Raw genomic sequence first — 24,830 nt, 5'->3', positions numbered from 1 at the left:
CGGGACTGGGGTCGTTAGGCGCCGCTACCCGTGTCCCATGAAGCACCGCTTTCCAGACCACTTGACCTCGGCGCGACTTTTACTGCGCCGATTACATCGAGACGATGCTGCGGCGTTGTGCGCTTATCGTTCCCTGCCCGAAGTGGCTCGCTATCAGTCCTGGGATGCGTTTGGCCCGGACGACGCAGCCCGTTTGATTGAGTCACAGCTCACCGCGGAGCCGGACATTCCGGGGACTTGGTTCCAGTTGGCAATCGTCGAAACAGCCACGGGTGACTTCATTGGCGATTGCGGCCTGCACTGCCCCAAGGACAACTCGCGCCAGATGGAGATTGGCATCACGCTGTCCCCACGGCACCAAAGCTGTGGATACGCCACCGAGGCGGTGGAGTGTCTGCTCGACTATCTCTTCGGCAGTTTGGACAAGCATCGGGTGTTCGCGTCCACCGATGTCCTCAATCGCCCGGCAACGGCACTTTTTCGGCGGTTGGGTTTTCGGCAGGAGGCGCACTTGGTCGAGCATCTGTGGTTCAAGGGCCAGTGGGGGAGCGAATACCTGTTCGCATTGCTGAAGCGTGAGTGGGAAGAGCGTTACTCGCAAAAACCCGCAACGCCTGATCCTGCGCCGCAGCAAACGGCTCCCGCCGTCTCCCGCCCCGGCGGGATTGGGGGCGTTGGCCACTCCGCGCGTCTCCTCTAACCACCACTTATGGCCACGGAAAACGGGCAGCGCTGGCACCAACCGCGAGGCGCGGATGCGCGAAGCGCTCCAAAAAAAGCCCGTCATCCTTGAGCGGAGCGGGGAATCATGGGCGGAGCGAAGGACCTCTGATCTCTGTGGGCAACGGCAGTGGAAAAATGGGCGCGTGGTCACGGGCAGGGTGTGGAGGCTCCGCGCGAAAACCCACAGAGATTGCTCGCCCATTTACCTGCCGCCACTTGTCCCGGACGCCGCCGCCTCGGAGGTCCTTCGACTGCGTGCCCCGCCCCCCTTCGCCCCCCGGGGCACTCCGCTCAGGATGACAGTTTTTTGGAGCGCTTCGCGCATCCATTGCCTGGCGTTCACCGACAGCAGCCGGCCTCCGCCAGCCAAAATGCGCCGCCTCGGTCAGCGAGAAACGCCTTTGGAAAACCGCTACTACTCCTCCCCTTTATCCAGCGGCAAATGCAGGATGATGGTGGTGCCTTTGCCGTATTTGCTTTCGGCGGCGACGGTGCCGCCGTGGAGCTGGATGATGTGTTTGACGATGGAGAGGCCCAGGCCGGTGCCGCCTTGCTCGCGGCTGCGGGCTTTGTCGGCCCGATAGAAACGCTCGAAGATGTGCGGCAGGTCGGCGGGCGGGATGCCCTGGCCGGAGTCTTCCACGCGGACTTCGACGTGACCGTTTTGGGCGGCGGCGCGCAGGAAAATGTTGCCGCCAGGCTCGGTGTATTTAACGGCGTTTTCGAGGAGGTTGTGCAGCACTTGCTCCAGGCGCTGCGGATCGGCGGAAATGCGCGGCAGGTCATCATGGGCCTCGATCTGCAGGGCGAGTTTCTTGTTGGCCAGCTTCTGCGACCAATCGCCGCCAATGGAGCGCAGGAGCGCGGGCAGCTTCATGGAAACGCACGCGATCTTTTCCTGGCGGGACTCGAGCCGGGCGAGGGTGAGCAGATCCTCGAGCAGGGCGTTCAGGCGCCGGGAGTGCTTGCGCAGGATCTCGAAGATTTCCGTCTGGTCCTTGCGCGGCATGGAGGGCGCATCGAGGAGGTTTTCGAGATAGCCGTGGAAGATGGAAAGCGGAGTGCGGAGTTCGTGGGAGACGTTGGCCACGAATTCCCGGCGCACTTCCTCCAGTTGCCGCAGGCGGGTGATGTCGCGAATGATGGCCACGATGCCGGGGCCGCCGGAGAATTCCTTCACCGGCACGGCGTGCACGGCGAAGTGGCGTTTGTCCGAGGTACGCTCCACATCACCACGCTGCGGCTGACCGGTGCGCAGGGCCGCGGTGATGATTTCCTCGAACGCGGTCTCGCGCAGGGTGCGCAGGACGGATTGCCCCACGGGGTCGCACTTCAGGTCGAAGAGCGAGAGGAACGACGGATTGACGAGGCGCAGGTTGTGATGCGTGTCCACCACCATGACCCCCTCCTCCATGCTGGCGAGAATGGTCCGGAGGTTGAAAGCCTCATCGTGAATCTCGCGATGCAGCTTGTCCTGCTCCTGGGCGATCTTCTCCAGCGGATAGGTGAGGCGCCCAAACCGGCCACCATGGCGGAAGACGAAGCCCCCAGGCTTCCGGCCATTGGCCAGCTCATCGAGCAGTTGCTCGAGATGCCGCCAGTCCACGGCGAAACGCCGCCAGATCCACCAGGTACACAGTGCGAGCACCCCTGCTACGCACCAGCCAAGAATTGCGCCCATGGCCGGCTATGCCTCTGTCTCGACTACCCGATAGCCGAAACCGCGGATCGTCTCGATGTAGGAGCCGGACTTGCCCAGCTTCTCGCGCAGACGACGGATGTGCGTATCGACCGTGCGGGTATCGATGACCGTCTCGTAGCCCCACACGTCGTTGAGCAACGTCTCCCGATCCTGCACCCGGCCGCGGCGCTCGATGAGCAGGGCGAGCAGCTTGAATTCCGTGGCGGTGAAATCGACGACTTTGCCGCCGATGGTGACTTCGTGACGAGTCCGGTCGATCTGGATGTCGCCCAACACGAGCCGGTCGCTGACTTCGGCGCCATTCGAGGCGCGGCGCAGGACCGACTTCACGCGCAACACGAGTTCGCGCGGCGAGAAGGGCTTGGTCATGTAGTCATCGGCGCCGAGCTCGAGGCCGACGATGCGGTCCACTTCCTCCGCCTTGGCGGTGAGCATGATCACCGGGATGCGGTTGGTCGCGGTCTCCCGCTTTAAAACTTTGCAAACCTCCAGGCCGCTCATTTCGGGCAGCATGAGGTCGAGGACGATGAGCGCCGGCGAAGTCTGCCGGGCCTGTTCCAGCGCGGAGAGGCCGTCCTCCGCCTTCAGGACATTGTAACCAGCGTTCTTGAGATTGGTCGAGACGAGCTGCAGGACGTCCGGTTCATCGTCCGCGACCAGGATTCGTTTGTTCGCTAGTTTGTTATTCATCGAGTGCGCGGAGTTTAAGGTTACAACCCCGCGCCGCAAGCTGCGCAATGTGACATTCCTGTAACATAGGCGCGCTTGTCCCTCTCTAGGGTTTTAATTCCTGACCGGTATTAGCGTCCACAATTGTAAATTTCTCGTGATGATAGGTAGGGTCGGCACGGAACGTGAGGCGCCCGGCGTAGCGGCGCTCGATCTCCACGAGCAGCTCCTCATCCTCGGTGCGCAACCGCTGCATGACGTGCGGATGGACGATGACTTTGATCTCGTGGATCGTGTCCTGGTGCTTGCGCATGATCTGGTGCAGGGAACGCTGCAACTCCACGCTCATGGTCATGGCGCTCTTCACCTTGCCGCGGCCGCCACAGTAGGGGCAGGGCTCGAAGACGGCGCCGCTGATGGATTCCGCGGCTCGCTGGCGGGTCATTTCCATGAGGCCGAGCGGGCTGATGGGCAGGACGTGGGTCTTGCTCTTGTCGCGCTTCAGGCGCTCCTTCATCCGCGAGTAGACGGCCTGCTGATCCTTGCGGTTCTTCATGTCGATGAAGTCGCCGATGATGAGGCCGCCGATGTTGCGCAGGCGCATCTGGCGGGCCATTTCATCGGCCGCCTCGAGATTCGTCTGGAGGATGGTCTTGTCCGCGCTGCCGCTGCCCTTGTTGCGGCCGGTATTCACGTCGATGGCGATGAGCGCTTCGGTTTCGTCGATGACGATGTAGCCGCCGCAGGGCAGCCAGACCTGACGATGGAAAGCGTCATCGATCTGCTTCTGCACACCGTAACGCTCGAAGATGGCCTGGGTATCCTGGTAGTGGCGGATGCGACCGGCGGACCGGCGGGAGATCTGTCCGACCACATCGACCATGCGCTTGACCGCATGTTCGTCGTCGCAAATGACCTCGTCGATTTCGTCGGTCAAAAAGTCGCGCACCGTGCGTTCGATGAGGTCCGGCTCCTGGAAGACGCAAGCCGGCGCGGGCTTCTCCTTCATCGCCTGCTCGATGGCGCGCCACTGCTCGACGAGCAAGCCAAGGTCGCGCACGAAATAACGCGCGCGCTGGCCTTCGCCGACGGTGCGCACGATCACGCCCATGTTTTCCGGGATGTCGAGTTCCTTGAGGATTTTGCGCAGGCGATCACGTTCCTTGGGGCTCTCGATCTTGCGCGAGATACCGCACTGGTCGCTGTAGGGCATGAGCACGAGGTAGCGGCCGGCGAGGCTGAGATTGGTGGTGATGCGCGGGCCCTTGGTGCTGATCGGCCCCTTGGTCACCTGCACGAGCACTTCGCTGCCCACCGGGTAAATCTTCGGGATGTCCTGGGCGGTGATGCGCTTGTTTTCCTTGCGGCCACTGGAGCGCTCCACCTGCTCCACGCCGCTGTCGAGCGCCGCCGGGAGCGCGTCCCAGAAATGGAGGAAGGCATTTTTCTCGAAGCCGATGTCCACGAACATGGCCTTGAGGCCGTGCTCGATGTTCTTCACGCGGCCCTTGAAGATGCTGCCGACGATGTTGCGGTCGGTCTCGCGCTCGATGGAATATTCCTCGAGGACTCCTCCTTCGAGAAGAGCTACGCGGCGTTCGAGTTTTTCAGAGTTGATTACGAGTTTGTTGCCGGTCTGGCGCGGGGCCAGGCCGATCATTCTTTTGACGCGTTCGGTCATGGAAAGGAGTGTGGGGTAAAGCTTTGAGAGCACGTGTCAGTGCGTCCCTCGGGGTTGAGGGCGTGGGGGGTTGGGGGCAGAGGGTTTGATTCCAAAGAATTTTTGGAAGAAGTTTTGCTTGGGCGGTGCGGAGGAGTTGGCAGGCGTAGCGGGACGGTTTCCCCGCCCCTGCACACGGCCGCCAGCATCCGCTTCCGCACCGATGTCGGGATGGGCGTTGCCACCGCCCATTTGGACTTTGGAAGAGGAAGCCGCATGGGTGTCGGCTCCTTCTTCCGCCTCCGGAGTTACCTGAACGTTATTCGCATCCTTGTAATCCGTAAGAGCTTCAATCTTGGCAAAGGGATCCTTGCCACGCGCCGGTTCGAGCTTGGTCAATTCGACGTTATAGTTTCCCTGCTCCATGGCGACGGTGTGTTCCAAAATGTACTGGGCAATGGGCCCGGCGACGCCGCCGCCGTGGTGGCCGCCCTGGACCATGACACAAATCGCGTAACGCGGCTTGTCAAACGGCGCGAAGCAGCAGAACCAGGCGATCATGTCGTCCTTGCCACGATCCGTGGCTTGCGCGCTGCCGGTCTTGCCCGCCACGACGATGCCTTTCACGCGCGCCTTGGCGCCCGTGCCGCCGGCATCATTGACCACCTGCCACAGGCCGTGGCGAACCACGTCGATCTGCTCCTTGGTCACTTCCGTGCGCAGGTCTCCGCGGATTTTAGGTGCTTCGGGCGCGACCTCCTGGCCGTTTTCATCGAGGACCGGTTTGCCGTCCGGCGTGAGCACTTTCTTGATGAGGCGCGGTTCGTAGACGACGCCGCCGTTGGCCACGGTGGCATAGGCCATGGCCATCTGCAGCGGACTGGCCAGCACGTACCCCTGGCCGATGGCAGCATTGGCGGTGTAGGCATTCGACCACTTCAATTCCGGATACTTCGTTTTCATCCACTGCGGCCCAGGCATCACGCCATCCTTTTCATCCTGCAAACCGATGTCGTAGTGCTCGCCGATGCCGAGGACTTTGCCGATCTGGTCGACGTACTCCATGCCGGCCGCGTTGCCGTACTGGTAGAAAAAGCAGTCGCAGGAAACGCGCAACGCGTCCGAGAGGCCGATCGTGCCATGCGAGCCGTGCTTGTCCGCGATCCAGCACTTGAAATAGTGGTCGCCATACTGGATGCCGCCCGGGCAGTTGAATTTCGACGTCTCCATGTGGGCGCCCTTCTTGGAAAGGCCACCGAGCGCGGTCACGATCTTGAAAGTCGATCCGGGCGGGAAGGCACTGACCGCGCGGCTGATCAGCGGCAGCGCCGGATCGGTGTTCAGCTTTTTCCATTCGGTCGGCGAGACGCTGGGAATGAAGACATTCGGGTCGAACGACGGCACCGAAGCCATGGCGAGGATGTCGCCATTGTTCGGGTCGACCACCACGGCAGCCGCGCGGCCCAGCTGGGGGTGCCGCAGTGCCTGCTCGGTGATGTATTGAATACGGGCATCGAGCGTGAGGTAGACGTTGGCGCCGGGTTTCGGCGGCTCGACACGATCCTCGCTCTCGATGATGCCCTTCACGCTCTTGCGCAGCACACGTTTGCCCGGGGCGCCGCGCAGATACTTGTCCATGCTGGCCTCGATCTGCGATTTCCCATCCACGTCCGGCTGATAGAAGGTGTAGCTGCTGATGTCCGGCAGCAGGTTGACATCGAGCGGCGCACCGACGTAGCCGAGGAGGTGCGCGGCGAGCGCGCCGTAAACGTATTGGCGCACGGGCTTCACCGAGATGTCCACGCCGGGCAGGCCGACGTTGTGCTCGGAGAATTTGGCGATGGTCTTGAAATCGACTTCCTGCTCGTAGGTGAACGGCACCAGCGTGTCGTTGCGATAGTGCTTCTGCAGGTGTTCGGAATTGTAATCCTTCGCGAGGTCCAGCTCGTTGAGGCGCGGGATGACCGACTCGTTGACGATCTTCACGATGTCGGCCTCCTTCTGCTTGGTCTTCATCTGCTTGACCGTGTTCAGATATTCGACCTTGGGCGTGAAACCCATTTCACGGCGATAGCCCTGCACCATGTCGGGCAGATAAAAGTCGACCTCGTAGCTGGCGCGGTTGGCGACCAGCGTCACCCCATTGCGATCGCGGATTTCCCCGCGCACGCTGGGAATGCGCACGGTGACTTCGGAACGGCCGGCAATTTTCCTCCGCCAGGTATCGCCACGGGCGACCTGCTCCCACCACAGCTTGGAGACGAGCACTCCGAGGCCGCAGAGGATGATGAAGCCGAGAAAAATGAGACGCAGTTCGGTGGAAGGGCGGCTGGCCATATCAACGAGACCGTTTGATGTTGCGCGCCGGCTGCGTGTCGTAGCCGACGAGGAAAGCGAGGTAATTCAACGTGAAGAAAAAGAAGGGCGAAAGGAGCACCGCCACGAGGCCCGCGCCACCGATTCGCCACCAGATTTCTTTGTTGAAGAGGAAGACCACCGGTTCACGGCGGAAGGTGATCATGAGGTATTCGGAGAGAACGATCATGGACGTGCAAACGCCACTGAGCAGACAGTGGATCTCCCACCGTCCCCGCTGAAAGAGCGGGCGGAAGCCCCCCATCAGCGCGCCCAGCGTAGCGTAGAGCACAATCGACCAGCCGAGGGCAATTTCAACGTTGCCTTTGATAATCTGCACGTGGAGAGCGTCCCACATGATCCCGCCGCAAAACGCCAGGACGAGCATCCCGGGCGTGGGCAATGCCAGGGCGCCATAGAACATGACGATGGGCATGAGCAACACGCGGGATCCGACCACCGGCAACGGCGGAATGAAGTGCTGGAGGACCAGCGCCAGGAACATCGCAACCAAAAGCAGAACGAAGAAGATCACTTGTTATCTCCGACGACGACGAAAACATCCTCCAGGGTCGTGAGATCGACGGCCGGCACGACAGTGGCGTGGCCATCCAGCTCGCGCATCTTGAAGTCTTTGACCTGGCCGATCAACACACCCGAGGGGAAGACCCCGCCGGCGCCTGACGTATAGATGTTTGCGCCATTCTTAAGGTTGGCTTGTTTGGAAAGAAAATTGAGCCCGATGCTCGGGATCGAACCGCTGGAGGCGCGCTCGCCCTTCACGATGCCCTGCTCGCGGGTGCCCTCGACGCTGGCCGCCACCCGGCAGGCCTCGTCGGAGATCAGCACCACGGTCGCGGAATGATCCGAGACCACGGTCGTCTTGCCGACCAGGCCTTCTTCGGTGAGGACGGCTTGATCGCCCTCTTCCTTGAGCCCATCGGCCACGCCGCGATCGATGATCACTTCGTTGTACCAAGTGGACGCGTCGCGGGAAATAATGCGCGCCGGCAGCAGCTTGAACACCGCGCGTTCGCGGTAGCCGAGCGCGTTGCGGAGGCGATTGTTCTCGGTCTCCAATCCGCGCAGCGTCTGGTTCGTGGCGCTCATTTCCTTGTTCGCGACGACGAGGCGTTTGTTCTCATCCTCGAGCTGTTCGAGGGTCTTCAGGCCTTCGCGGAAATCGCGGTATTTTTTATCGACCGTCGATCCCGTTTTCAGGAAGGGCGAGATGATCCCGAGAAAGCCCGCCTGCACCCGCCGCATATTGTGCGGGCTGAGGAAGAGAACGAAACCGGTGGCAATAATGAAGATGAGGACGGATGGAATAACAAGACGTCGGCTCATGCGAAGCGGTGCGGTGCGGTCCCGGCGACTGGCCGGGCCGTGTTCCCAAAATATTGGCGTTTAGCGAGAGCGGTCATGCCCGCGGATGTTTTTAGTGCGACCAGCGGCTGTCGCTCGTCGCTACCTGGCGCAGGAACTTGATCTCGCTCAAGGCGCGACCCGTGCCTTCGGCCACGGCGCTGAGCGGATCTTCGGCCACGTGGACCGGCAATCCTGTTTCTTCGGTAAGCAGACGATCAAGGCCGCGCAGCAGCGCGCCGCCGCCCGCGAGCACAAGCCCACGGTCAACAAGGTCGGCGGAAAGTTCGGGCGGGCAGCGTTCGAGGGTCACGCGCACCGAATCGACAATGGTCGAGATCGGTTCGAGCAACGCTTCGCGCACTTCCTGCGAGGTAATGGTTAAAGTCTTCGGCAGACCGGCGACGAGGTCGCGGCCTTTCACCTCCATCGTGGTCTCTTTCTCGATGGGATAAGCGCTGCCGATCTTGATCTTGATGTCTTCGGCGGTGCGTTCACCGATCATCAAGTTGTAGGCGCGCTTCATGTACTGGATGATGGCCTCGTCGAGTTCATCGCCCGCCACGCGCACGCTGCGGCAGAAGACGATGCCGGAAAGGGAAATGAGCGCCACTTCCGTGGTGCCGCCGCCGATATCGATGATCATGTTACCCGCGGCGTCCTGCACCGGCAGGCCGCAACCGATCGCGGCCGCCATGGGCTCCTCGATGAGGTGCACTTCGCGCGCACCGGGCACGGAGGGCGGATTCCTTGACCGCGCGCTTTTCCACTTCGGTGATGCCGCTCGGCACGGCGATGACCACGCGCGGACGCGGCTTAAACAGGGTGCGGCGGTTATGCACCTTGTGGATGAAATGACGCAGCATCGCCTCGGTAATCTCGAAATCGGCGATGACGCCATCTTTCAAGGGTCGGATGGCGACAATATTACCCGGGGTGCGGCCCAGCATACGCTTGGCCTCATCGCCCACGGCCAGCACATGGCTGGTACCGACCTGCACGGCAACCACGGACGGCTCGCGCAGGACGATGCCGTGATCCTTGACGTACACAAGGGTGTTCGCCGTGCCTAGATCGATGCCGATGTCGTTGGAGAGCAGCCCAAAAATTCCATTAAACATTCAGTATGAACCTCTTCGTAAATCGTAAAAGTTGTGTCTGGAGTGACGTTCTGCGCGATACAAGCACGGCGGTTTTAGTAGTCACCCGCCGTTTTCACGGGTGCTCGTAGGGGCAAAAAGCGACTACAATTAGGAGGGACTGCCCCGTAGCGTCAAAATAAATCGCGCCATATTCCCAGGTGTTTTAAACACTGGCACTCAGGATAACTTTCAGGGTTTTTCTGTAGGATTCGCTATTTTACGTAGTCTTTACACTTCCCGACTGCCACTAACCGCGAATCCACGGCGGTGAGTTTCGCCCGAAGCTTGCCCTTGGACTCCAGTCCAACGTCATTCATCGATTGTCGACGATGAAGGTCAAAATGTCGCAGCACGGCAGAGCCGCTACCAAAGAAATTTTAAACGCAGCGGCCGCAGCGCGGCAAAGCCGCAACCAAAAGGAGCCGCGAACCGCGGAAAGCCAGGTAAAGGGAAGTGGCCCGCGAATCACGCGAATGACTCGAATGATCTGCCCTCATTCGTGTTATTTGCGTCATTCGCGGGCCAAAATTCTACGCGCCGTGCGGACATTTTCAGGGTTAGCACTGCAGAGGAGCAGAGAAGAAACAAAAGAGAACCGCGAATGGACGCCAATGAACGCGAATAAAGGCGGCAAAACGCGGTCTTTCTATTCGCGTTTATTCGTGGCCATTCGCGGTTAAAGAATTTCCGCAAGCTGCGGACACTTTTCAGGTTCGCACTGCACAAGACGAAGAGATGAAACCCTGCGAATGACGCGGATCACACGAATGGAACCATCCCCATTCGCGTTATTTGCGTGATTCGCGGGCCTTCTCTGCTGCCTCCTTGGGATGTGGATAGTGCTTAGGGCATGGCCGCCCGCACCTGCCGATACACCGCCACCGCCTGCGCGGAGAACGTTTCCGCATTCTCGAGCAGCGCCCGGCCGAAGCCGGCAAAGCTCAGGTGCCGCGAACCGACGATCAGGATCACCGCGACGAGCAGCAGGTTCATCAGGTAAATGATGACCAGCGAGAAAAAGGTGCCGTGATAAGTGAGGTCGGTCTGCCCTTTCGGGATCATCCAGATGGTAAAACTGAGATGAAACGCCCACGTCGCGCCGAGGAGCAGGAACATCCACTGCATGGGCGTCATGAGCATGAACGTCTCCCGCACATGGGTGATGTCCCAGAAAAGGCTCGCCACGCCGAAACCGATGACGACGACGAGGCTGTAGAGGGGATAAAAATACGGCGCGAGTGCGATCCAGAAATTGTGCGTGTCGGTGAGGATGTAGCCGCCCTCGCGCGACACCTCCATGTGGCTCACCCGCCCGCCCCACATCCACACCCAGATGGCATGCGTGAGTTCGTGGCCGAAGACATACGCGCGCAATGGGCGCGGCTGCCCGAGCGACCAGATGCTGCCAAAGAACCACAGGGTCCACAGCGCCGCCCCGAGCCCGAAGAACCAAAACTCCTCGCTCATCCAAAAATCCGCGTCGTGCCCGGCCTTGGAAAAGGCGCTGAAAAAAGTCTGGGTCAGCACCCACGCCACCGGCAGGAGAAAGACGCCGACGAAGTTCTTCACCCAGCGCTGCGGAACGGACCACCCGCGCGACATCGCCGCCGCCCCCTGAAGCTGTAGACGACTCGTCGCCTTTCGATTGGCAGATCGGGCAGGTAGTTTCTTTCGGCTCACGCGCGCAGCAGGCTTAGCAGAGCGAGCAGCCGGTCGTCGAGCCAAAGGGGGAAATTAGTTGATAGTGGAGGGTTGAGAGTTGAGAGCCACGCGCTCGTTTGCGAAACGGGCGTTCCGATTACCACCACCCACAATCAGTCGATTGTGCGCGGAAAAGCAGAGTTGACGCTGAAAACCAAACCCGCGGCTCTCAACTCTCAACCCTCAACTCTCAACTTTCTGCAGCCCTTACGCGCGTCCCATGTAGGAGCCGTTCTCGGTCGAGACCTTCACCTTCTCGCCTTCCTTCACGAAGAGCGGAACCTGGATGATCTTGCCAGTCTCGAGCGTGGCGGGCTTCTGCACGTTGTTCGCGCTGTCGCCGCGGACACCTTCGGCACTCTCGGTGACGGTCAGCACGACCGACGACGGCAGGGTGATACTGGCCGCTTTGCCTTCCACGTAGAGCACTTCCACCTTCAGGTTCTCGGTGAGATATTCCTTGGTGTCGCCAACGAACGCCTCGTCGAAATCGATCGTCTCGTAGTTCTCCGGATCCATGAAGTGGAAACCGGTCTGATCCTTGTAGGAATACTCGACCTCCTTGCGCTCCACGTCCACGGTCTCAACCTTGTCCGTCGAGCCAAAGCGCACGTCCGCGCTCTTGCCGGTGCCGATGTAGCGGATGATGGCCTGCACGAAGGCGCGGAGGTTGCCCGGCGTGCGGTGCTGCACTTCAAGCACGATGGCAGGGTTGCCATTGTAGCGGATGCACATGCCTTTGCGGAGATCGTTGGCGGCGGCCATATTAGAAAATCAGTGGGAAGAGAGCTTCGTTGGTGGGTAAAAAGGGAGGGCGAATGTGGACGACACTTTAGGGTCTGGCAAGGGGGAAGTGGGGCGATGTCCCGTAATCAGTATAGAGTACTCAGTAATCAGTGGTCAGTTCGCGCCCCGTGCGCTCCTACTGATTACTGAACACTGATTACTTCTTCTTCGGCGTGGGCGTCGGGGTTGGCGTCGCCGGCTTGCCCTTGCCCTTCGGCTTGGACGTCGGAGTTGCGGGCGCGGGCGCCGGAGTCGGCGTGGCGGCAGGTTTTTTGGCGCCGCCCTTGGGCTTGGGCGTCGGCGTGGGTGTGGCGGGCGCAGGCTTGTCCGCCTCGGGCTTTTTCTCCTCATCTTTCTTGGCGGTTTCGCTCTTGCCTGGGCCCGGCGGAGGCGGCGGCGGGGTCTTCGCGCCGACGAGATGATTCAAGGTATACGCGACGAGCGGATTCGCGACGGCGGCACCGTCATCGCCCTTCAATGCGTCGAGGTGAAACTCATAGATGCGCCACGCTACCACCGGGTCGAACCCCAGCGTCACCTTGGTGCGGTCTTCCGAAAGGGCCACCGACTTCGGTGTGATCTCCTGCAGATCGAACTCCGGTGAACCGTAGGGCTCGTGGTATTCGTAATAGTAACGCCGCACTTTGTACGATTCCGGATTGCTCGCCGCCGCGGTCTCGAGCGGTTGCGTAAAGGTCATCTCAAAGCCGGTCTTCGTGAGGTGCATTTCCTTCACATCGAGCGGCACCTTGCCCGTCCACGAAATGCGCTGGATGCCCTTGTCCCCTGCCCAGCCGTGATCGGTCTGCCCGACCCACAGGCTGCCATCCGGCGCGAAGGCCACGCGGTTGTCGCCCTTGTGCAGGCCATGACTTTCCAGCAGCGGCACGACCATGCCCTGCAACTGCCCGTCCACTTCCTCCATCATCATACGCAGGATGCGCGCGTGATTCATCTCACCCACGAGCATCTGCCCGGCAAACGGCCCGAACTTTCCCGCCGTCGTATCCGTGAGCGGTTGAGTGGCCGACATCGCCATCGAGGCCAAATACGGGAAGACGATGCTGCCCCGCGTGCGCATAGCATCGAGCTCCTTCATCGGGATGGTCAGCGGATCGCGGGTCTCGCCTTTCTTCCACACCAGCGACGCCGGATGTCCGTAAAACTTGTCCTTCTCCACGTGATAAAGCGGGCAGGCGCCGATCCAGTCGCCCTGGTTGTCAGTAACGAAGAGGCGGCCCTTGCTGTCGTAGCCAAGTCCATTCGGCGAACGGAAGCCCGAAGCCCACGGCGTGAGCTTGCCATCCGGCGAAATCTTCACCACCCAGCCGCGCCAGGGCACGACCGAATACATGCGCCCCTCGCGGCCCAGATCGCGAAACTCACCGCGCAATTCCTGGCGAATGCCCGCGCCATTCGACGCCGTATTCAGCGCCACAAACCAGCCGCCATCCGGCGCCGGCAGCGGGCCGAAGGCAAACTCGTGATAGTTCCCGGTCATGCCGAAGGAATCGCAAATCGTCTCGTAGCTATCGGCCACGCCATCGCCATTCGTATCGCGCAGGCGGGTGAGTTCCGAGCGCTGCATGACGATCACTTCATCATTCTTCGGCGCAATGATCCCCAGCGGATCCTGCAGCCCTTGGGCGAAGAGTTTCCACTCCTTCGTCTCGGGATTGTAGGAATACACTTCGCCGCGATGGAAGCAGGCCATGAGGTGGCCATCCGGAGTAAAAGTGAGGCCGCCGACTTCCGCGGAAAGGCCCGGCGGCGTGGCGATATTTTCGACCTTGTAATAGTCGCTCGGCGCGGCGGTTTCCGCACCCAAGGCCACACGCGCGGCGAGAAGGAGAGGCAGGAGAAAGCGTTTCATTTGGCGTGTTTGGAAGTGGGTTTCACCGGCGCGCTCACCGGGGCTTTCGGCCGCTCGTTTTCGTAGATCGCTTCGATCTCTTTCGCATCCAGCGCACGGGCATAGATGCGCGCTTCATCGAGCGTGGCCGCGGCGAAATGCGTGCTGCCATTCGAGCCGAGATAAAACTCCGCGCCCGGCGGTAGCGGCCCGCCCGCTCCGGAACCGGCCGGCTTGCCGTCGAAATAAAAACGCAGCCCCTTGGCATTGAGCGTGGCCGCGAGATGGTGCCATTTGCCGTCCGCCTCCGTCGGCACAGCGGCGACGATCTTCGTATCCAGCTTTCCACTTTTCAGACGTACGCCGTAGCCGGACACGCCGCCGATATTCGCGCCGAGCGCAAACTCGCCCTCGCCTTCCGCGGCACCGATACACACCTGGTCGGGATCGGGTGGACTGCTCAGTTGCACCCAAATGGAAAACGTGGCATCCGCGCCGAACGACTCGCTCTTCAAGCCGGTGTCGTGCTGCGCCTTTTTGCCATCGAAGATGAGCGCGCGATTCTTCACGCCCGGCACCGGCAACGGCTTCTTCACCGTGAGCACATCATCCATCGACCAGTAGCCGATCGGTTCCTTGTTGAGGATTTCCATGAACGTCACGGTGAACTCCTTCGCCTTGGCCGCCGGTAATTTCAGGACGCCATTGTTAAATGTGCCCGCCTCCGAGGCCACGGCCGCGCCGCCATTCGGATCGGTCACGAAAAAGACCGGCTGCTTCGTGCCGGTGATCCTGAAGGTCTCCTCGAATCCGCCGTGATGCGCCGCCTTGATCAACTCGCGGACGTCCACGTCGTCGACTTGATAGTGAAACTCCGGCAACCCATCGACGATGTTGTAACCGCGGAAGCGAATATCATGCGGGATCTTTTTCTCATCGCCGATCCGCAGCGGGAAATACGGCGTCGAGCGGTAATAGATCGTCCCCTTCACTTCGGCGAAGCCGTCGCCGTTGCCGCGCCAGTGGTCCATCGGATCGACGAAGCCGCCGCGCCACGCGTAGCGCAACCGGCACGCGCCCGCATCCCAGCAGTAGTTCTGGCCATCGGGCAATTGCACCGCGATGGAAGCCGGGCCGCTGTCGCGCATGAAGATGCGATACCAGTGCGGGGTGTCGATGGGAAAGGCGTGCAGGATTGGGTTCTTCGCCTGCTCGCGAATGAGCTCCGGCAGGTTTTCGTCGTCAGCCACCTTGGGCAGGTCCTTCTCCTTCTGTTTGGTCACATACATCGCGCCAAACATCACCATGCCGTGCCCTGGATAGGTGCAGATATAAGGATACACGCCTTCCTCGGTCGGCGCGGTGAATTCCAGCGAGGCCGATTTGCCGGGAATGAGCACCGGCGTGTGGAAAAGGATCTTGTCGCTCTGCGGGATGAAGGTCTGCTCGGGCGTCACCGGCATGGTCATCGCCGCATTCACCACCTCCATGCGCCCGCCCGGCGCGACGATCACGAAATTGTGCGCCATGTCGTCGGTATTCTCGACCTCGAGCTTCACCTTCGCCCCTGGCTTCACCACGAAGCGCGGCGGATCGTAACGCAATCCGGAGACGGCCTTGATCTCGATCGGTTCAGCCTCCTTGGCCGAGACAGAACCACCAAACATCACTAACACACCCACCACGAGCAGGAGGACAACAGAGGAAGAAAAGCGGCGAATCAGCATGGGCGGAAAAGAAGCGCCGGGAATAACAGGCGCAGAAAGAGCCGAGGACAATGCCAATTTCCACGGATTGCGCAATGCCGCGGGCCACCCCGCCCTACTCGCAGCGGCAGAATATCGGGCCCCTGCCCTACAAATTCGACGGTCCGGAACCGCACAAAGCGGGGTGATAGGGATATGCAATGGCGGAGGATGGATGGCATGTTCCACAGGACGAAATTGCCCAGACAACGCTGGCCCGCTCCGCGTTCGAAAAGCAGCGGCGCAGCGCGGCCGAGCCGCAGCCAAACGGTTTTCGATTGAGGAGGAGATGAACCACGGATTTCTCGGATTCCACGGATCAAAGAATCCGCGGCGACCTCCAATCCGTGCAATCTGTGAAATCCGTGGTCAAAAAACCGACGCAAGCTGCGTGCATTTTTAAGGTTAGCACTGCAGTGAGAGTCCTCTCAGCTGTAGCGGCGCCGGCCCTGCCTAAGCATCGCCCCTATTTTTCCTCCGGAGAATAGAGGATAAATGGGAAGCGGGATCCTGGATCGGGTCGCCCTGACGGGATTGCGCCCGTCAGGGCTCCCACACCACCGGACGTGCGGTTTTCCGCATCCGGCGGTTGAAACCGCAAACGAGTTTTCTTCTTCAGAGTCGCGCAGCTTCGGCGTTGGTCCCTCAGTCGGCTTGAAGGGTTTCTACCCAGGGGCCTTCTTCGTGCCTCGCAGGCTGACCGCAGTTGTCCACCTGCTGGCTCTCGACCAATCGATCGGGCTTTAGCTAGCTTCTCTTGCTTCGTTTGCGTTCCTTCGGCCCTTCGCTCTTCCCGACTTTCGCCGGGCCTCTTCACTACTACGGCCTCTGCTGACTTCTCCCGTGCTCTCACACAGGAGATCTCCCCGGGTAAGAACCTGAACTCTCCCTCCGCGCCGCCTGGCTCTACCTGACGTGTCTGGATGGACTTCGGACTTCGCGGTTCCTCGCACGCTCGTCGCCCACGCCCGGCCTCTCTGCCAGTTTGTCTTCCTGCGGTCGGAGTTTTGCCTGCGACTTCTTTCAGCCACGACCTCACGGTCGCTGCCTTGTCGTTCGGCTACGATTACTTCCATCAGTTTCGATCAGTTCGTTTCATCTGATTAGTTCAGGCCCATGCCGGGCACACGAGGGGCGACTTTCCAGTCGCCCTGCACCGCGGAGCGTTGCCCAAAGAAGAGGGCGCTTCGCGCCAAGTTTTTCAGTCGGCGACTGGAAAGTCGCCGCTCCCAGGGGCGTCATCCGCTTCGCGCTTGCCGATACGTAGCTGGTGGCGTTTGCATGGATGCATGGCTGATTTTCCGTCGCCGCCACCACCGCCCCCAGCTCCTCCTCCCATTTCGGCTCGCCCGGCCGGCCTGAGCCGCAAGGTGAAAATCCTCATCATCGCGGGGATCGCGCTGGCGGTGATCGCCGATCTCGGCGCCGGTGTCGGCGGAGTCATGTTTCTGCGGAAATTCCTGCAGCGCCGGGTGGAACAACAGCGGAAGCCCGACCATATCATTACCGATCGCACCCGGCGCATTGCCCGGAATCCCAACGATGTGCGCGCTTATAAGGATCGCGCGCAGGCCCGGACGGATACGGGGGATTATGACGGCGCCATCGCGGATTACAACAAGGCACTCGAACTCGATCCGAAAGACGCCCACCTCTACACGTGGCGCGCCTATGTGCGGAATTTGCAATTCCGTTACGAAGACGCCATCGCCGATTGCACGAAGGCCATCACCATCGATGCCAAACTGCCACCCGCCTATAGCAACCGCGGCTATGCGCGCCGGCACGAAGGCGATCTCGCCGGCTCGCTGGCCGATCTCAACCGCGCCATCGAGCTCTCGCCGAAGACGGCGGCGGTCTACTCGAGCCGCGGCGAAACGAAATATGAGCAGCGCGACTACGAGGGCGCCGTCGCGGATTACAACCAGGCCATCACGCTCCAGCCGAATGACAAATGGCACTATATCGATCGCGGCCGGGTGCGGAATAGACAGCGCAGGATGGAGGAGGCGATCGCGGACTTTACCCATGCCATCACCCTCGATCCTCATCTGGCCGAAGCCTATGCCGACCGGGGGTATGCCTTCGTGGCGCGGAATGAATTTCAAAAAGCCATCGACGACTGCAATCGCGCTCTGGAAGAAAATCCCAAGCTCACCGTCGTCTATCGCACGCGAGGCCGGGCTTATCGCGCTTTGGATCAACTGGATCAGGCACAGGCCGACTTCCGCCGGATGATCGAGAGCAATCCGAAGAACTCGACCGCCTACAGCTCCCTGGCGGTGACGGAAACGCTGATGGGCAAATGGACGGACGCGCTGCAGGATTATCGGCACTCCCTCACCATCCTCGATCCGGATGAGAGCTATTTGCACTTGTACATCTGGTTGATTCGCAGCCAGCATGGAGAAGCGGACGCGGCCAATGCGGAACTCACCGCGTGGCTCGAGAAGCGAAAACACGGGGAACCCGTCGACTGGATCGGCAGCGTGGGAGGATTCTTTTTGGACAAAGTGAAGGAACCGGACCTTCTCGCCGCCGTGACGACCTCCACCAAAAATACCGAGGAGCAACACCGCTGTCAGACCCGGATGTTATACTACGTCGGCATGAAGCATCTGCTGGCCCGGAGACAAAACCACCGCCGCGGATTCCTTTCATCAATGCGTCGCGAGCGATGAAAAAATGTTGGCGGAATGGCCATTGGCGCGGGGGGAATTGAAGGCGCTCGCACCGTAGGTTGAATCGGCATTCAGTCGAGATGGATGGCTGCGACGCCCGCTGGGAGCGGCGATCTCCCAGGTCGCTGACCGAATCCAATGCGCGGAACGCCATCCTCATGGGCGTTGCTCCGCAACGCAGGGGGACCTGGAGATCGCCCCTCCCCCAGGGAACCGCGAGCGCGGTCAGCGCTGCGGGCTGGCGTCTTCCTCCGGCGTCGACCGCGGCAGGATGGACGCGGTCTTCCAATTGAAGACGATGGAAAGCGTGCGGGCGGTGAAGGTGATACCGATGGCGATCCATACCGCGATGCTGAGGGGCAGATGCAACCATTCCGTCGCGGCCACGTAGCTCGCGCAACCGGCCAATGCGGCGACGACATAAAACTGGCCGGGCTTGAAGAGGAAGGGTTCGGTATTGGTCAGCACATCGCGGATGAGGCTGCCGCCGACGGCATTGACCACACCCACGACGATCGAGGCCGGCAACGAAAGGCCGGCGGCCGCGGCTTTCGTCGAGCCGACCACGCCGTAGGCGCCGAGGCCGAGGGCATCGACGTAGAGAAAAAAGCGGTCGAGCTTGCCCACATGCCGATGGAAAAAACCCGCGGCGATGCACCCGGCGATGACGGACCATAGATAGCCCGCATGCCGCATCGCGGCCGGCGCGCCGTCGTTGATGAAAATACCATCGCGCAACAAGCCACCGCCCAATCCGGAGCACAGTGCGAGGACGAAGAGCCCCACCCAATCGTAATGGCGCCGGATGGCAAACATCGCCCCGGTGATGGCGAACAGAAACGTCGCGCCGAAATCAATATAGAGCGGGAGCGAAAGGGCCGGCATCCCAGCTTTGTGCCAGAACGCAGCCGCGTTGCGCAGCGCAAATCGTGGAGCGGGTTTACTGCGGGGCAACCAGCTTCTGGATCCACTTCAGCCCGCGGTTCGCACCCATGGCGGCATCGCCTTTTTCCGCCACGGTGCCGTCGGGCTTGAGCAGCACCCAGGCCGGATGCGCGGGGCTGACGTCGCTAACCTGTCCGGCGATGTGCTTCTCCTCCGGATCCGAGACAAACACGACGACGAGATTTGCATCGATGAGCTTTTGCGTCTCGGGCGAACTCATCGTCGCCTTGAGGTGATGACTGTGCTGCTGGAGCGGATCGAGGACGAAAACGAGCACGCGCTTTTTGTCTTTCTCCGCGAGTTGGAGCGCCGCGTCGATATCCTTGCCCGGCGGAGTGAGAAACGCCGAGCGATCATCCGCCTCTTCGGTCTGCCCATCGGCCGGCGCGAGGTTGTTATCCGTACGCAGCACGGAAATATCGCGGAATTCCACCTTCCCCTTCGACCACGAGTCACCACCGCGAAACTCCAGGTTCTTCAATTCCTCGTCGAGGCCCGGCCCGGTCGAGACGAGTCGCCGATCGATATACAATTGCACGCTCTTGTCCCGGACCAGGAGCGAGATGCTGCGGGTCTGGTTCAATTGATATTCCACCATGCCGCCGCCCCGGCCGGGCGGATAAAGTGCGAGCGTGGGGCTGGTAGCCTTCATTGGCAAACGACACCGAACCCAATTTGACGCGCGGGACGCATCCCAGCCAGGACTTTGATCTTGAACTCCAGCGCAAAGGGCGGCGCGACGGTGACCTTGCAATGCGCGATGCTGTCGCCGGTGCCAGTGAGCACTCCTTTCTCGATTTTCCACTCGCCTTTCGTCGGCTCCCAGCGCGCTTCATTGCTCCCGGTGAGCAACATGGTCCGCCCAAGTCCAAGCGCCGCAAATCCCTTCGGCGGCGCCTCCTCCCTGGGCGCGGGAGCGCCGGGCGGCTGGACGGAAAGCTTGTATTCGACGCTCCCCGGATTTCCCGAGTAGCTGATGTCCTTGCTATTGATCCGCAGGACAAGCGTGGGATAATCCTGCTGCGCCTCGAACACGAAAGCTTCCTTGCGCGTATTCGGCCGCACAACGGCGAGGACTTCGCCGACCTTGCCGTCCTTGACCGGCAGGGCAATGGCCAATCGGCAGACGTCGCCGCCTTCGGCGTTCGGATCGTCGGGCTGCGCGGTGGCGATGCGCCCCCACGATTTCCAGGCGCCTCGCAAATACTGCAGCGTGATCTTCGTCCCCTGGCGTACGCCCGTGAGGGTGAAGGCCTCCGGGGAGTTGGCGGCGATCACCGCATTGGCCATCCGGCTGGCACTGGCCTCCAGCGTCGTGACGGCCAGACCCGCGGTTTCGTATTTCACCTCCACGACATTGCTGACGGTCTTCGACCTGCCGTCTCCGCGAAACTCGACATAGACCTTGTAAGTGCCGGCGACCGGCGTGCGCACGCGCACCGAAGTGTGGTGCATCTCCATGACCTTCTGCTGTCCCGCGGGATCGACGATGATCCAAAAGAGACCGGCGGTGTTCGCCGGCTCCGCTTCCGTCGGGTACCATACGTGGTGGCAATTATCCAGCGCCTCGCCCTGTGCCACCCGATCACTCAGCACGAGCTTGAACTTCGCCGGGTCGATCTTCGGCAAACTCGAACGGCCGGAAACCATGAATTCCGAGGTGACCCAATTGTCGCGATAGGCGGGCATCGCCGTGCCCTCGTACCACTCGCCGAAATTTTTGAACTGATCGAGAGACTCCTTGAGTTGCGTTCCGAAGAAACCGCTGAATTGATTCTGCGCCAACCCGTGGGTGTCTTCGTCCATCACGCTCTTGATCTTCGCGAAAAATGCCGTGGCCGCCTTAGTTTTGTCGTCGCCGTTCGCCGCCCCCTTGTAACCCTTCACGAAATCCTCAATCGCCGTCTTGAGCGAAACAAACGCCGGGTAGTCTTTCGTCTCGTCCTTATTCACGAAAGTACTCGCGCCCCATTTGGTGACGAAGTTGGCGTTGCTTTCGAGGATCGAGGTGATCGTCTTGAAGAGGTCTTCCAATTCAGCCAGCTTCATCCCCTCCTCCATCAGGCGACTTTTGCTCGGCGGCGTCACCCATTTCCCGACGGTGTCGAGGCGGTAGCCGAAGCGGCGCACCTCATTGAGGCTGAAGGGCGATTTCGCGCCGGTGCGCCCGCGTGGCACATACAGATAGGTGGCAATGCCGATGACCTTGCCCGTGGATTTGAGCAGGATGGGGCTGCCGCTGTTGCCCGGGACAAATTCCGCGTCTACCTCGATACGGTCTGGTCCGATGCCGACGACCTTGCCGGGAATCTCGCGCACCACACCGGCGCCTTCCGAATTACCCGCAACGATGACCTCGTCGCCGATCTTGAGCTTGTCGATATTCGGTTCGAGTTCGAGGACGTTCGTGGCGTTACTCACCTCGGCGCGGACGGCGTCCACCTCATCGGCGATTTCCAGGGCACCCGTGCTCAGATCGGCATTGTGCAGGTTCTTGAATTTCACATTCCGATTGCCGCGAATGACGTGGGAATTGGTGATCAAGAAGGTCTGGTTCCCCATCTTCAGCACAAACCCGGAGCCGCGCCCTTCGTCGCCCTCGACGATGACCATGGCCTGGAGAGCCGAGGCATCGAGCGCCATCGAACGCAGCGGCGCAGCCAGGATCAAGAAAAGCAGCGCGGCGATCCTCAACACGCGCACGCTGCGGAGACAAACCAGGGGATACATAGGTAAATTAAATTGCGGAATCGTCTGGGCTGACAAGCCGTGAAACTGCGCAAACTAGTATCCAAAGATTCCCGCTCCGCTACTGAATTTCCAACGGAGGGACACGCCCCAGCCAAGGAGGCGGAGGGGAATAGTAGGAAATATTGGGGAACGCGCAGGAGCGCGTCCCTCCACGCCTAATGAAGTTGGTTGTCCGTATTGGCGATCTTCGCGGCGATGTCGTAGCGGGCGCAATTCGCACCGACGTTGTTGCGGAATTCGGTCGTGGCATCGGGGAGCTCATCCAGCTGATAGCCGACGGCGGAAGGGGACGGAGCGTGATTTTCGACCCGGTTGTCGCGCACGAGATTGTGGCCGCTCACGTTTTTCATCGAGATGCCGTGCGCGCAGTCGGTCACGCTATTTCCCTCGATGGTGATGTCGCTCACCACGCCCGGATAGGCCGCACCGGCAGCCAGATTGCGCGGCGGATCGTAGTGCACCGCGATGGCGAAAGCCGGGTCGCGGTTGCTCGCGCGGGTGATGATGTTGTCCCGAACCAGCACGTGCGAAACCGGATAGAGCGTGGTCCGCAGATCGACGCCGATCCAACTCGTGTCCGCGATCCGGTTGTGCCGGATGACGACGTTTTCCGCATTGAAGATCGTGATTCCATCGGTGTGCCAGGCGGGCAAATCGTGGAGCCAATTGTCCGCGATGAGGATATCGTGCGAGGTGTAGGAGGGATCGTCGCCCACTACGCTGATCCCTTGAAACTCGACGTTCGCCACTTCGTTGTGCGTCACGCGGAGGCGGTCCTTCTTTTTGATGGCGATCCCCATGCGCATCGGCTTGCGCGGATCACCGAGGATACGGTTGTCATGCACATCGCCGTCGGCCCCCGTGCCGGCCAGGTAGAAGCCGTGCTCGCCGGTGCTGATTACCGTCACGTGGTGGATGGAAAAACCGGTCGTCTCCGAATCCGTGCCCACGCCGCAGAGGAAATGAGTGGCGATGGTGAGATCGTGAAAACTGAAGTGATCGATCTTCCCCGCGGAACCGATGTCCGCCGGTCCATGCGGCCCCCAGGTCGCATAGTCGTATTCGCCGCCGTTGTCCCCGAGCCAGAGATGATCGACCTCCACGTTCTCGATCGCGACCTTCGGCTGGCCGACGTAGATCACGGGCACACCAGCCTGCTCGGTGCGGAGAACGCCGTCTTTCATTTTCGCATGGAAGATGACAGTCGAATTGAAGATCGCGCTTTCGTTGCCGATGCCTTGCAAGTGAATGTTCGACGCCGCGACCTGGATGCCCGGCCCGCCTTGATAGACGACGCGATACATTCCCGCGGGGAAAAAGACCGTGCCGCCGGTGTCCTTCAGCGAATCGATCGCGCTTCGGATGGCCGACGAATCGTCCGTGCCCCAGGTGACCGAAACGTCGGCGGCATCGCACTGTGCGGAATCCGCGAGCGTGACGGTGTGCGCATCCGTGACCGCCGCAATGTGGCTGCTCAACGCCGCGCCGGACACTTCGCCGAGGTCGGGAAATTTCTGCACCGCGGCGCCGACGACATAGATCGATTGGCCGATATCCGCCTTCGTGAAATGCGCACTCGCCGAAGTCAGCGTCGCCGCCCCTTTGCGCATCGCGCCATCGACGACGTGGTGACAATCTCCCTTCGCGCCGAAGTCCTTCACATTGATCGTCGGACGCTGCGGCACATCCGCGGCCAAAGCATTCGCCGCCAGCACGAGGCCGGCGATGACGCTGGCCGCTTGGAGTGTCATTGGGCGCGCACTCCCGTCATCGAATGATGCGTCACCGTATCCCAGGCGATCTCCTGCAGCATGCGGTTCAGCTTTTCCTTGTCCTGCTGGCTGATCTCCTGTCCGGCGGGCGGAGTGTTCGGCACCGGGGTCGTGCCGCGCGGGCGCACTTTGTGTTCCTTGTCGAGACCCACGACCTTGTAAGCGGCGAGCGCCTTCGGCATGGGCAATCCCACCGGGCTGCGATGATAAATCGCCGCGAAATAGCAATAGGCGTCGAGCACTTGCAATGGCGCATCCGGATGTCCCCACGAATCGCGGAACAAGTCCCACTGCATCTTCAGCCCCGGGGCCTGGCCGGCGACGAGTTTCTCGCGCAGTTTGTCCGCCGCTTCGCCCACCGGCACGACAAACACCGCCTCCTTGCCGATCGCCTTGTTCACCTTGCTCACGTAATCCTCCAGATCGTGGCAGTATTTGTCATTGGCCGCCTTCAATGCCGCGATATCGGTCGCATTGTGATCGATCCCCTTCCCCGCCTGCAGTGGATAGACCGGCACGTATTCATCATTCGGCATCCAGAATTCCTGCACCAAAACGCGGATGTCCGGGTTGTGCTCCACGCCCAGCTTGGCGAAGTTGTCGATACCTTCGTCCGGCAGCCAGATCGGCGACAGCGTGAGCACGTCGACCTTCCCCGCGGTCAGCGCCGCCTTCGACCCGAATTTGTCATTCGGCGCATCCCAATGCTGGATAACGCGCGAGCCACCGATGCTGGAAAGGCCCACGGATTGATGATCCGCAATGCCCGCCGACTTCGCGACTTCGTCGAGCAAGCGGTAGACGAAGACGTGGAAGCTATGCCCGCACGTGTAGACGCGCTGGCCTTTGGTGATGGGTTGGCTGGCGGCGGCGCTTTTTTCATCGGCGCCCCGGGCGCTGGTGAAGGTCACGACCAGGGCAAGCAACACGGAGACAAAATGAGGGGAACGTTTCATAGTGTTGTCTGTTTGAGATCGGGAA

At 61.0% G+C, this 24,830-nt stretch carries 17 protein-coding genes and 1 pseudogene; 2 read left to right on the top strand and 16 right to left on the bottom strand.

Annotated elements, in window-relative coordinates; translation table 11 throughout:
* The first annotated feature begins 37 nt into the window (after nt 1-37).
* Nucleotides 38-700 carry a GNAT family N-acetyltransferase gene (locus CFE428DRAFT_RS19070; RefSeq protein WP_006981260.1) on the top strand — a complete coding sequence of 221 codons (663 nt, stop codon included), beginning with the start codon at nt 38-40 and terminating at the stop codon, nt 698-700.
* A gap of 438 nt (nt 701-1,138) precedes the next feature.
* On the opposite strand, the gene CFE428DRAFT_RS19065 is transcribed toward CFE428DRAFT_RS19070, so the two are convergent.
* The 11 genes and pseudogenes from CFE428DRAFT_RS19065 to CFE428DRAFT_RS34000 form a co-directional block, all read right to left on the bottom strand.
* Nucleotides 1,139-2,404, bottom strand: coding sequence for a sensor histidine kinase (locus CFE428DRAFT_RS19065; protein WP_006981259.1), 1,266 nt, complete (start codon nt 2,402-2,404; stop codon nt 1,139-1,141).
* A 6-nt stretch (nt 2,405-2,410) separates the two neighbouring features.
* Nucleotides 2,411-3,115 (bottom strand): response regulator, encoded by a 705-nt coding sequence (locus CFE428DRAFT_RS19060; RefSeq protein WP_006981258.1) that lies wholly within the window; start codon nt 3,113-3,115, stop codon nt 2,411-2,413.
* 85 nt (nt 3,116-3,200) lie between these two features.
* The gene (locus CFE428DRAFT_RS19055) at nt 3,201-4,775 is read right to left on the bottom strand and encodes an Rne/Rng family ribonuclease (RefSeq protein ID WP_006981257.1); all 1,575 of its coding nucleotides are present in this window, start codon (nt 4,773-4,775) and stop codon (nt 3,201-3,203) included.
* A gap of 36 nt (nt 4,776-4,811) precedes the next feature.
* Nucleotides 4,812-7,091 carry a penicillin-binding protein 2 gene (gene mrdA, locus CFE428DRAFT_RS19050; protein WP_006981256.1) on the bottom strand — a complete coding sequence of 760 codons (2,280 nt, stop codon included), beginning with the start codon at nt 7,089-7,091 and terminating at the stop codon, nt 4,812-4,814.
* Nucleotide 7,092: 1 nt separating this feature from the next.
* Nucleotides 7,093-7,644, bottom strand: a complete 552-nt coding sequence (locus CFE428DRAFT_RS19045; protein WP_042725331.1) for a hypothetical protein — start codon at nt 7,642-7,644, stop codon at nt 7,093-7,095.
* Nucleotides 7,641-8,456 (bottom strand): rod shape-determining protein MreC, encoded by an 816-nt coding sequence (gene mreC / locus CFE428DRAFT_RS19040; RefSeq protein ID WP_006981254.1) that lies wholly within the window; start codon nt 8,454-8,456, stop codon nt 7,641-7,643. The genes CFE428DRAFT_RS19045 and mreC overlap by 4 nt, the downstream gene beginning before the upstream one ends.
* 91 nt (nt 8,457-8,547) lie before the next feature.
* Nucleotides 8,548-9,595 (bottom strand): annotated as a pseudogene (locus CFE428DRAFT_RS40780) (rod shape-determining protein).
* An 864-nt stretch (nt 9,596-10,459) separates the two neighbouring features.
* Nucleotides 10,460-11,296 carry a hypothetical protein gene (locus CFE428DRAFT_RS19030; protein ID WP_131989529.1) on the bottom strand — a complete coding sequence of 279 codons (837 nt, stop codon included), beginning with the start codon at nt 11,294-11,296 and terminating at the stop codon, nt 10,460-10,462.
* A gap of 228 nt (nt 11,297-11,524) precedes the next feature.
* The gene (efp, locus tag CFE428DRAFT_RS19025; RefSeq protein WP_006981249.1) at nt 11,525-12,082 is read right to left on the bottom strand and encodes an elongation factor P; all 558 of its coding nucleotides are present in this window, start codon (nt 12,080-12,082) and stop codon (nt 11,525-11,527) included.
* 178 nt (nt 12,083-12,260) lie between these two features.
* Complete coding sequence (locus tag CFE428DRAFT_RS19020) at nt 12,261-13,976, bottom strand: DUF7133 domain-containing protein (protein WP_006981248.1); 1,716 nt, start codon at nt 13,974-13,976, stop codon at nt 12,261-12,263.
* The gene (locus CFE428DRAFT_RS34000) at nt 13,973-15,682 is read right to left on the bottom strand and encodes a LamG-like jellyroll fold domain-containing protein (RefSeq protein WP_006981247.1); all 1,710 of its coding nucleotides are present in this window, start codon (nt 15,680-15,682) and stop codon (nt 13,973-13,975) included. Before CFE428DRAFT_RS34000 ends, CFE428DRAFT_RS19020 begins: the two co-directional genes overlap by 4 nt.
* A 1,388-nt stretch (nt 15,683-17,070) precedes the next feature.
* Here CFE428DRAFT_RS34000 and CFE428DRAFT_RS33995 point away from each other — a divergent pair.
* Nucleotides 17,071-18,381, top strand: a complete 1,311-nt coding sequence (locus CFE428DRAFT_RS33995) for a tetratricopeptide repeat protein (protein ID WP_049975687.1) — start codon at nt 17,071-17,073, stop codon at nt 18,379-18,381.
* 225 nt (nt 18,382-18,606) lie between these two features.
* On the opposite strand, the gene CFE428DRAFT_RS19005 is transcribed toward CFE428DRAFT_RS33995, so the two are convergent.
* From CFE428DRAFT_RS19005 to CFE428DRAFT_RS18985, 5 genes are all read right to left on the bottom strand, one after another.
* Nucleotides 18,607-19,266, bottom strand: a complete 660-nt coding sequence (locus CFE428DRAFT_RS19005; protein ID WP_006981244.1) for a trimeric intracellular cation channel family protein — start codon at nt 19,264-19,266, stop codon at nt 18,607-18,609.
* Nucleotides 19,267-19,321: 55 nt separating this feature from the next.
* Nucleotides 19,322-19,978 (bottom strand): thioredoxin domain-containing protein, encoded by a 657-nt coding sequence (locus CFE428DRAFT_RS19000; protein WP_006981243.1) that lies wholly within the window; start codon nt 19,976-19,978, stop codon nt 19,322-19,324.
* Entirely contained in the window at nt 19,975-22,056 is a 2,082-nt protein-coding gene (locus CFE428DRAFT_RS18995) for a S1 family peptidase (RefSeq protein ID WP_006981242.1), read from the bottom strand. The genes CFE428DRAFT_RS19000 and CFE428DRAFT_RS18995 overlap by 4 nt, the downstream gene beginning before the upstream one ends.
* A 176-nt stretch (nt 22,057-22,232) precedes the next feature.
* Complete coding sequence (locus CFE428DRAFT_RS18990) at nt 22,233-23,828, bottom strand: right-handed parallel beta-helix repeat-containing protein (RefSeq protein ID WP_006981241.1); 1,596 nt, start codon at nt 23,826-23,828, stop codon at nt 22,233-22,235.
* Nucleotides 23,825-24,805, bottom strand: a complete 981-nt coding sequence (locus CFE428DRAFT_RS18985; protein WP_006981240.1) for a hypothetical protein — start codon at nt 24,803-24,805, stop codon at nt 23,825-23,827. Before CFE428DRAFT_RS18985 ends, CFE428DRAFT_RS18990 begins: the two co-directional genes overlap by 4 nt.
* Nucleotides 24,806-24,830 lie beyond the last annotated feature (25 nt).

The organism is Chthoniobacter flavus Ellin428, from assembly GCF_000173075.1.
Lineage (GTDB): Bacteria > Verrucomicrobiota > Verrucomicrobiia > Chthoniobacterales > Chthoniobacteraceae > Chthoniobacter > Chthoniobacter flavus.
This window is presented reverse-complemented; position numbering and strand designations above follow the sequence as displayed.